This window comes from Caballeronia pedi (assembly GCF_001544915.2).
GTDB classification, from domain to species: domain Bacteria; phylum Pseudomonadota; class Gammaproteobacteria; order Burkholderiales; family Burkholderiaceae; genus Caballeronia; species Caballeronia pedi.
Genome location: NZ_FCOE02000047.1, coordinates 46,510 through 55,476 on the forward strand (window position 1 = coordinate 46,510; position 8,967 = coordinate 55,476).

Annotated in this window: 11 protein-coding genes and 1 pseudogene; 4 read left to right on the forward strand and 8 right to left on the reverse strand. The window is 59.7% G+C overall.

What is annotated here, in order from left to right:
• Positions 1 to 319: 319 nt before the first annotated feature.
• On the forward strand, positions 320 to 907 hold the full coding sequence (locus AWB80_RS37120) for a hemerythrin domain-containing protein (RefSeq protein ID WP_061179608.1): 588 nt from the start codon (positions 320 to 322) through the stop codon (positions 905 to 907).
• Between the two features lie 581 nt (positions 908 to 1,488).
• On the opposite strand, the gene AWB80_RS37125 is transcribed toward AWB80_RS37120, so the two are convergent.
• The 3 genes and pseudogenes from AWB80_RS37125 to AWB80_RS37135 all read right to left on the reverse strand — a co-directional run bounded on the left by AWB80_RS37125 (position 1,489) and on the right by AWB80_RS37135 (position 4,213).
• Positions 1,489 to 3,270, reverse strand: coding sequence for a RecQ family ATP-dependent DNA helicase (locus tag AWB80_RS37125; protein ID WP_244206939.1), 1,782 nt, complete (start codon positions 3,268 to 3,270; stop codon positions 1,489 to 1,491).
• A gap of 98 nt (positions 3,271 to 3,368) precedes the next feature.
• The gene (locus AWB80_RS37130; RefSeq protein WP_061179610.1) at positions 3,369 to 3,563 is read right to left on the reverse strand and encodes a DUF2934 domain-containing protein; all 195 of its coding nucleotides are present in this window, start codon (positions 3,561 to 3,563) and stop codon (positions 3,369 to 3,371) included.
• 117 nt (positions 3,564 to 3,680) lie between these two features.
• A pseudogene (locus AWB80_RS37135) lies at positions 3,681 to 4,213 on the reverse strand (low affinity iron permease family protein).
• Positions 4,214 to 4,612: 399 nt separating this feature from the next.
• On the opposite strand from AWB80_RS37135, the gene AWB80_RS37140 reads away from it, so the two are divergent.
• Positions 4,613 to 5,143: a hemerythrin domain-containing protein gene (locus tag AWB80_RS37140; protein WP_425266928.1), complete on the forward strand. Its 531-nt coding sequence runs from the start codon at positions 4,613 to 4,615 to the stop codon at positions 5,141 to 5,143.
• A gap of 199 nt (positions 5,144 to 5,342) precedes the next feature.
• On the opposite strand, the gene AWB80_RS44695 is transcribed toward AWB80_RS37140, so the two are convergent.
• Together AWB80_RS44695 and AWB80_RS45490 are read right to left on the reverse strand one after the other, a co-directional pair.
• Positions 5,343 to 5,618, reverse strand: a complete 276-nt coding sequence (locus tag AWB80_RS44695) for a hypothetical protein (RefSeq protein WP_208635743.1) — start codon at positions 5,616 to 5,618, stop codon at positions 5,343 to 5,345.
• A 196-nt stretch (positions 5,619 to 5,814) separates the two neighbouring features.
• Positions 5,815 to 6,111: a DUF6723 family protein gene (locus AWB80_RS45490; protein WP_087131902.1), complete on the reverse strand. Its 297-nt coding sequence runs from the start codon at positions 6,109 to 6,111 to the stop codon at positions 5,815 to 5,817.
• A gap of 308 nt (positions 6,112 to 6,419) precedes the next feature.
• Here AWB80_RS45490 and AWB80_RS45655 point away from each other — a divergent pair, with 308 nt between their 5' ends.
• Positions 6,420 to 7,100, forward strand: a complete 681-nt coding sequence (locus tag AWB80_RS45655) for a divalent metal cation transporter (protein WP_087131903.1) — start codon at positions 6,420 to 6,422, stop codon at positions 7,098 to 7,100.
• Positions 7,101 to 7,161: 61 nt separating this feature from the next.
• Positions 7,162 to 7,365 (forward strand): hypothetical protein, encoded by a 204-nt coding sequence (locus AWB80_RS45660; protein ID WP_425266926.1) that lies wholly within the window; start codon positions 7,162 to 7,164, stop codon positions 7,363 to 7,365.
• 169 nt (positions 7,366 to 7,534) lie between these two features.
• Here the strand turns inward: AWB80_RS45660 and AWB80_RS37165 are convergent, their stop codons facing one another.
• The 3 genes from AWB80_RS37165 to AWB80_RS37175 form a co-directional block, all read right to left on the reverse strand.
• Positions 7,535 to 7,723, reverse strand: coding sequence for a hypothetical protein (locus AWB80_RS37165; protein ID WP_061179620.1), 189 nt, complete (start codon positions 7,721 to 7,723; stop codon positions 7,535 to 7,537).
• A 294-nt stretch (positions 7,724 to 8,017) separates the two neighbouring features.
• Positions 8,018 to 8,506 carry a response regulator gene (locus tag AWB80_RS37170; RefSeq protein WP_341866861.1) on the reverse strand — a complete coding sequence of 163 codons (489 nt, stop codon included), beginning with the start codon at positions 8,504 to 8,506 and terminating at the stop codon, positions 8,018 to 8,020.
• On the reverse strand, positions 8,395 to 8,967 hold a 573-nt coding region (locus tag AWB80_RS37175; RefSeq protein WP_208635744.1), incomplete at its 5' end, for a YihY/virulence factor BrkB family protein. The genes AWB80_RS37170 and AWB80_RS37175, both read right to left, overlap by 112 nt.

Here is an 8,967-nt window from a genome sequence, read left to right on the forward strand (position 1 = left end):
CGACATCGGTATCAGAGCGGGCGCGGTACCGCGCTCTCGCTGAAGCCAACCAAAGATGCCGCGATATCAAGCTTGAAAGGAACGTCACATGTATCAATCCGGAAATCATCGCGTCCAGACGCACATTTAATTTAGTTATCCAAGAATCAGCGAGCCTGCGGCGGGCTTTGTATTCCTGCACTCCATCGATAGACTAACCTTCTGCGCGCCCATGTCTTAGCTTTATTTAACGCGGCGAGGGAGTCGGAATAGTGCTTGCTAAGGCCTTTGTATCAGTTCCCACACGCACTTGACCCCAGCCCTGCGCGAAGGAGTGGCCATGGACATATCACCATTCCCAACCATCACGTCGATGATCCGGATGGATCACACGCACGTGATGGCGGCCTTTCATCGTTACCATGCAGACACATCGTGGCCAAGAAAGCGCGCCATCGTCGAGCTCGTTTGCACCGCGTTGCAAATACACGCGCAACTCGAAGAAGAACTTTTCTATCCCGCGCTCAGCGAGGCAATGGCCGGAGACGAACGCCTCACGAAGAGCAGGCCTGAGCACGAAAAGATGCGCGAGGACATCGCGAAACTGCGTTCGATGGGTCCGGAGCATGCCGCATATGACGCCCTTTTCATGCAGCTCATGCGTGAAGTCATGCATCACGTCGCAGACGAGGAGACGGTGCTGCTTCCAACGGCTGAACGTGCGCTCGCATCGCAGTTGTCCGACCTCGGCATGCGGATGACGAAGCGCCGCATCCAGCTCGTCGCGCAAAACCGGCCCACCGCAATCGCCGCGAACACTGTTGGCACCTTTCCACTCGCATCGTTGACATTAGTGTCGATCGGCGCGTTCGCGCTCGCACGCTGTTTGCGGGCCGGTTCCGCGCACCGCGCACGTGACGACGCTTGAGGTTCACGTGGCGCGCAATTCATTACGATATGAACAGGGATCGACTTCGCGCCTCGCACCTTACTCTCCTTGTCGTAATGTCATAACGTCAGCAGCGGATCGCACGCTGGGCAATTACCGGCAATGCATCCGTTAGGGGTCGCAGGGCCGGAGGCGCAGACTTCCGACACGTCGCTCGAAGCGATCGTCGGCGATGATCGGGGGTGAGACACTGCGTCGTTCGCCTCTCCAGCTTCGTGCATTGTGGCGCCGGAAAGGCGGTCAACTCCGTCTCTTCGTGAGATCGTGATGCGGGCCCTTCTTGAACATATAGAGGCTCGCGGCCGCCGCTGCGAACGCGAAGCGGCTCGGATTTGCCTTCACTGCATCAAATATCTTTACGATCACTGGCGAGATACCGCAGCAGGACGTAGGCGAGAACTAGGAAGACGGGAAGACGACGGTCGTTGCGGGATGACTGATCGATCGTTCCCAAGTCGAAGATTGCGATTCATCTGGCCCTTCCGTTTGCGCGAGTGCTTTGATCGTCTAGCCGTTCATAGCAGTACGCGCGCCAGAACGCATTATCCCTTCGGCAGGCCTCACGATGACGCGGCGCGGCTTCGTTTCAGATACCGCGCGATGAACGTGCGCGTGTCATCGTCAGCGAAACGCACAGCCACGCTTTCGCCGCTGACCATTTCTACAATACCTTCACCATAGCGACGCACGAGGACGCGCTCGCCCCGCTCGAATGCGGGCTTCGTCCGCTTAGGCTTCGTCTCTTCTTTCTTTCGCGCCTGTTCGACGAGCTCGCGCGGACTCTCGATCACTTCCGGTGGATGTAGGCAGTTGTCGCATACGCCACATGTCTTTCCGCCGAGTTTATCATCGGGCGGGGCGTAACGCTCATCCGACGTCGAGTCCGTATTGTGCGCGAAGTAATCGAGCAGAATGCGCCAGCGACACTGTGCGCTTTGCGCAAAACTGATCATGCATTCCAGCACGGCGCGGTCTCGCTCCGCGCGCGCAACATAGGCGTGGGATGCATCGCCTAATTTTGCGTCGGCCTTGCTGCCGTCCTCATCGATCAATTTCGTGCCGCCGTGACGCGTGCGTCGCGTCATTCCGATGTCGTGAAGCAAGGTTGCCGCGACGCGCAGCTTGTTCGCGCCCACGTCGGGCAATGCTTGACGCAGGCGCTCGAGCGGTTTCTCAAGCGTCTTGTTGCTTGTTTCGTTCGCCAGTTCGCGCACCGTCCGCGCAACGCGTGCGATGGTCTGCGCACTCGGATAGCGGCCGCTCAAGAAGAACTGCTGCACCTGCTTGTCCTTCAGTTCGAACAGCAGCGCGCAGCGGGCCGGCTCGCCGTCGCGTCCCCCACGGCCTGCTTCCTGATAGTACGCATCGAGACTGCCCGGCATCTGCGCATGGATCACGAAGCGGATATCGGATTTGTCGATGCCCATGCCGAACGCATTGGTCGCGACCATCACACGCGCACGGTCTTCCATGAAGGCGTCCTGGGACGCGGACCGCACGCTCGCCGCGAGCTTGCCGTGATAGCGCTCGGCTGCAACGCCCGCTTCGACCAGGGCCGCATGAAGCGCCTCGCATTCCGCGACGGTCGCACAATATATGATGCCGCTGCCCTTCTCGTTGCTTGCGAGCTCCACGACACGCTCGCGCTTGTCCCCCGGGTTCGTCATTTGTTCGACGGCAAAACGCAGATTGTTGCGATAGACGCCCGTATGAATGACATTGGCCTGCCGCATCTGAAGCTCGCGCATGATATCTGTCATGACCGCAGGCGTCGCCGTTGCGGTCAGTGCGAGTATCGGCGGGCGACCGAATAACTCTATCGCCTGAATCAGTTCGACATACGCGGGACGAAAATCGTGTCCCCACTGCGAGATGCAGTGCGCCTCATCGATGACTACGAGCGCGATCTCGGTTACGTCCAGCGCCTTAAGTTTCGCGACGAACTCCGCATCGACTAGACGTTCCGGTGTAACGAACAGCATGCGCAATGTGTGTCTGGAGAGCGCGTCCATTGCGTCGTGCAATTCGCTTGCGGAGAGTGCGCTGTTGAGCACGGCATTTGCAATGCCGGCTTCGGTTAACTTCGTCGCTTGATCGCGCATGAGCGAAATGAGCGGCGATACGATGATCGTCAAGCCTTCGAATTGCAGCGCGGGCAGTTGGTAACACAGCGACTTGCCCGCACCGGTTGGCATCACCGCCAAGGTATCGTGCCCGTCCATCACGCTGCGGATCACGTCTTCCTGCCCTCCTCGCAGATTCGGAAAACCGAAGACGCGGCGCAGCGCAGTTTCCAGTTCTCGGTCGAGCGGCTTGCGCGTGGGCATCATAGTCGAATGCATATGAGTCGATCGTTTTAGGTTGAATTGGGCTCGAGCATCAGACGACGCATTCCGCGCGCAGATAGCTAGCGGAAGTCCTATTCTTAGGATGATCAAGTTTACACGCTGGCGCCTAGTGTTTCGGGCCCCTCCGCGGCGGCATTACCGGGAGTTACGGCTTGCGCGCCCTCTGCGCTGATCGACGCTATCGCCTGCTCCCAGAACTCTTCCGCGCGCCCCCCCGGAGAGCCTTCTCGCTCCCAGATCTCATAGGCACGACGACGAATGCGGTCTTGCTCTTTCTGTTCATCCATCACTCTCTCCCTGTAATGCGGCAACGTTGCCGCCGAATCGGCGCTTGCACCCGATGACGCAACCAGCGTGCCGCGTGCATAAAGTGTGCTTGTCTTTCCGGAAGAAGATTTCGGGACCTAAGCGGTGCGCTTAGCCGCGCTCTTGTCTTGTGCTGTTGCGAGCCGCCTTGCGATTTCAGCAGCCGCGTCGACATCGTCCGTCGGGTCTACGGGCCCGCTTTCCGAAGCAAGCTTCCAATAGGCAGCGGCAAGCTTGCGCAACTCCTCCTCGGTCGCGTCTTCGATGCCGATCAACTGATTGCTCGCCCGACGATACGATGCCAGCAACTCGTTGAGCTTTAAATGAAGCGCGATGCTGTCCTTGTTCGCGCTCTGCTGAATGAGGAATACCATCAGGAACGTGACGATCGTCGTGCCCGTGTTGATGACCAATTGCCAGGCCTCTGAAAAGCGGAATATCGGCGCGCAGATATCTCGACTGAGATCACTGCAAGGCCGAATGCGACAGGCGAGCCTGCCCATCGAGTGACGGCGCTCGCAGACGCGTCGAACGCCCGTGCGAAGGGATGCGCTTCGGGGTATTCCGGACTCGACGACGCGGGCACGGTGTCCATCGGCTCTGCAACGGGCAGTGCGTTTCGTTGAATCATATTCGCAATCTTGAAAGTAGGTCGAGCCGCGAATTTGTCGACTGCACCTTTCCAAGGGACGTACGGGAACACCGATCCCCCAAGGCGACGAACTTGAGCGTCGTCCGATCTGATTCCCCGGTCGCTGCATAGCGTGGGCGATGGGCGTCACCGCCCTCGTGGGCGGCAGCGCCCATCCTCCGTGCGGATCATTGCCCCGCGTGCGACGTCCCGACGACGACCTTGCTATATACGCCGGAGCGTGCCAACCCGACTCGCGTGCGGATAGCGCGAACAGGGAACGCGTTTTTTTCAAGCTCTGCGCGCCAAGACGCTTGGCTACGCAGAAACAGAAAAAGGGCAGGCCCGCAACTTGCTAAAGGTCTCGTAGCCATTATTCAAACAGAGACCGCGATGCCTATGACGCCAACACAAGCTGCGACCGGCACTTCCCGGCCGGCGCAAACTGAAGACGCCATCGAATTGCTGAGGAACGATCATCGCGCCGTTCAGAAGCTGTTCAGTGCGTTCGAGAAAGCGAAGGACGACGACTTCGATGCGAAGTCCACACTCGTGCGACGTGCGTGCGAAGAACTCACCGTCCATGCGATGATCGAGGAGGAGCTACTATATCCGGCCGCGCAGGTAGCGCTGGACGAAGACGATCGGCCCGATGTCGAAGAAGCGTATGTCGAACACTATCTTGTGAAGGTGCTGATCGACAAGTTCACGACACTAAGAGCGGGCGAGCCCGGTTTCGACGCGACCTTCAAGGTAATGAGCGAGATGGTTCAACACCACATCGAAGAGGAAGAGTCGGATCTCTTCCCTAAGCTTCGAAAGTCCGGCGCGGATCTGAACGCGCTCGGCAAGGAACTGATGCAGCGCAAGGAAGAACTAGAAGCGAAGATCCCGAAGGATGCAGGCGATAACACGATGCGCCTGCGTTGATCCATATTTCGCCTTGCGTCACCCTCGGAGCGCGTCGAACACTTTGGCGAACGCCCGGTGTGTTGACGCGCTCCATTTGCGCCAGCCACTCTCTGACCCGTGCGCCGAAATAAAAAAATAGCGACGCTGACGAGCGAGCCTAGTCAACTCGGCGCTCGGCGTGGAACCCAGGGCTCGCGATGCGTCCCCGGAGCGCGCGTCACGCCAACGGTTCATCGGCGAGATGCGCGCCAATCAGCTCCGCGCGTGATTCCGTCATGGGTGCGAGCATCGCGCCCTGAGCATCGGCATGCTTCATTGCGCGGCCATCCTTGATGGCATCCATATCGCGTTGCAGTTCCTGGCGCAGCATTTGAAACGGTTGCGCCGGCTTACGCGACGTCATCACGAGAACCGTGATGATCGCGACGGCGAACCATGCGCCCGCCACGCACTGGGCCGACAGCACGAGATACGGCGGGCGGGCCGCAGTCACGATCACAGCTATCGAGACGAATGAGGTCGTGAACAGTGCGCGGATCGTCAATCGGCAAACTTGAGTTAATTTTGACGTAACCGAGCTCACCTATCTTCAAATTTAGTCCGTGCTTATTCTCCCGCTAACGTCACTGTCGATGATCGTCGCACAATGAACTCGTCGGCTCAGCGGGCTGTGTTTAGTTGCGTTCATTCTAAAGCTCAGGTCGCGCGAGATCGCCGTCGACAATCGCAAGGCCGCGCTGCTGCGCCGCGGCTACGGCGCCCGTACTCGTATTGAACGGGCCGATGGCTGAGGCGCCATCAAACGGATATAACAGCCGGCCGTCAGTTTTGCGCACCACCTTTAAGGTTCCGTAGAAGCCAGCCGACGCCGATCCCCGATAAGAGGCATATATTTGGAAGTCCCCTTGAGAGTGACCAGGCTTCGCAGGCACAGATTTCGACGAGAACAAAACGAGCCTAGGACGTCTACCGATTGCACTCATCATGACACCTCGCGCTTCAGATTGCTCCTGTGCAGCAAATGCCGGTCCTCATGAGCTATCAGCGGGCCAGTTGGTCGAAGCTTAGAGTAACGAAATCCGTCCAGTAAAGCATCGTTCGGGCGCGATATGGCGCCCCGGTCTACGTCTCTCTACGACTGCGGCTGCACAGCCACGCTTCCAAAGTGCAACTCAGCAAGCTCGTCACGCAGATCGCTGTGGTTCGGGACGTCGAACGGGAAGCCCACATCGAGCCCTAATGTCCGTTACACGCCCCTTTGAACTGCTTCAACAACACTGACCGGGGCGACTGAATGTATGAACATCGCGCCGTCCGCGCTTGCCCGGCTCGCTGCTACCCAACCCGGCGTGCCCCCACACTTTGCGTGCCGAAGCGATCTGTTGCGCGGGCGCCCCCTTGGTGGTCGGTTACGGGCGCCGCTCCCCTCTGCGGTGGCCTACATCGACCCCGAGCAACTAGGCAGCCGCTCTACCGGCGGCGCACGTTATGGCGATCAGTTGCGGCTCGTGGTTCTCCTCGCCAGTCTCATGTGCATGCCGCTGCAAAGGGTACGTCGCGGGTAGGCGTCGTCACGGGGCGTGATTTGACGCAGATCTGCCGCGAGCGCTATAGCCGGTACTTGCCGTCCCTTTTGTGCGTGGCGTGCAGAACCAGCAATCATTGCGTGCGATGTGGCGGAGTATTCGGCAGCGCCGTCGCCCTGCAAATGCTGTTCGGCGTCTCGCCTATGACAGGCGTGCTCTGTTCGACGGTTGGCACTCTTGCCATGCACGCGCTTCGGAGCCCTGGCAGACGACCTCTGCAGGGCACGAGCGCGGCGCACATCGCATTCGTGGGTTTCTGCTTCGTCGTGAGGCTGGCGCCTGCGCATCCCGTCTGGGTAGGTGCGTTGCGCGGCCTCGCTCGCAGCCTGTCTTGCTGCGAGATGCAGGCATGCTGTGGCTTGCCACCGGCCCCCTCGACGCGAAGGTAATGCGCACAACTTTTATCTACACTCAGCGGGTCAAGGAGCACGCGCCGATTATGATCACAGCGTGATAGGCCGCGCGCTTAAGGGCGAGTATATCGATACCTTCGCGTCGATGGGCCTTGCGTTTATCGTCAACGCGTCCCTGCTCGTGGACGCCGCGGCGCTATTTCACGTGAGCAGATCTCGCCGATGCGCATCGTCTGATCGCCCCTCTCTTCGGCAGCCACTGGGCCGCCATCGTGTCTGCATTGGCCCTGCTTGCCCGTAGCCTGGATGCGACCGTCACCGGCACGCCTGCCCGAGCAACTTTGACACGAGCGCGCGGGGCCGTGGGCGCCGCGCGGCGGCGTTATCTATGCATCACCAAAGTTGGCGAATTGCATGACTCTGACCAATTGCAAGCGCCCTCCTTCACTAACCCTCCAGGAGCCGACGACTCAGCTTCCGGTAACGTTGACAGCGACGATTTCGTATCCGGGATCGGTGTGTGTACTCGCTGCTTTTTCCGCTTCCTCATACGAGGGAAAGGATGTGGCTTCTTCGACAGCAGGTGCCAACCCCATGTCGCCGTCCTCGGCGGTGCAGAGGAACTGCGCGCCGGACTTCACAACGTAGACGGTCGTCATATTTTTCTCCATGGTGCAGTAGAACTCCCAATCTAGCAGGCAGGAAGAAATGCACGCGGCTCCCTGGTCCGTTTCTGTCATGTTGCCGCCGTAGGCGTTCCCGCCTCGATTGTCGGTGCATCGCTTCTGCACGCAGCCTTACATATAAGCGCGACATGTCGTTCTTGCAATGTGCAGATCAGCAAAACCCATCCAAAGTTCTCTCTAATCAGCCGCGTTAGAGCCAGCAACCCATGCGCTTCAACAGATCCGGATGACTCGCGCGAGTTCCGTTGCGGTAACGGGCTTGCGAAGTTAACCGTCGAATTGACGTGATGATTCCATGTCGAATCCACGCGTACCAGTCACGGCGACGATGCAGGCTTCCGTGGATGCGCCCGCGCAGCGAACGAATTCGGAAAGCTTGCGTCCGTCGATATCGGGCAGGCCGATATCCATTAAAACGGAGTCGTAGCGCGTCTGGCCCGTCATGCGCAGCGCCTCGCCGCCGGGACACGCGACGTCCGCGTGATGGCCGAGCGACGCGGACAGTTCGGCAAATGCCGTTGCGACCTTTTCATCATCTTCGACGGATCCGGGTACCGGGTTGTGCGACGGTCGAAATGCAGTTGCATGTATGGCTGTTCGCCAAACGCGTCCTCTCGACGCAGCATCCGTCGCGCCGAAGTCGCTCAGTAACGTCTTCCCGCGTGATGTCGACGCGCGCCCTTCGTGAACACGAAGAGCGTCGCGCCTGCCGCCGCGATAGCGAATCGGCTCGGATTCGCTCTCACTGCATCGAATATCTTCGCCATTACTGGCAACCCATCCGGCGTAACCCGTTGGCTGCTTCGCATCGCGCTCGCGCCCACGATCACTTGCGCGGCGACAGGCGCGGTTTGCACATGCGTGCTCGGGGCGACGCTCATCGGCGCTGCATGAGGCTCGTGCGCCTCGCGCGATTCGTCTGGCTTACCTTCGCGCGCCTCGACTCTCGTCGCAGCGGCTTCAGCGCCGAGCAGCATGACGGCCGCCGCAAAATACAGCCACATCAGCAGCACGGCGAGCGAGCCGGCCGCGCCGAACGCGTTAGCTGTCCCGGCGTGTGTGAGATACAACGCGAAGAGCTTCTTGCCGACCGAAAACAGCACTGCGGAAATCACGCCGCCGACGAGCGCGTCGCGCCAAGGTACGTGACCATCCGGCAGATACTTCAACAGCGCCGCAAATGCGCAAGAAAGGATGGCGAGCCCGAGCACGAATTG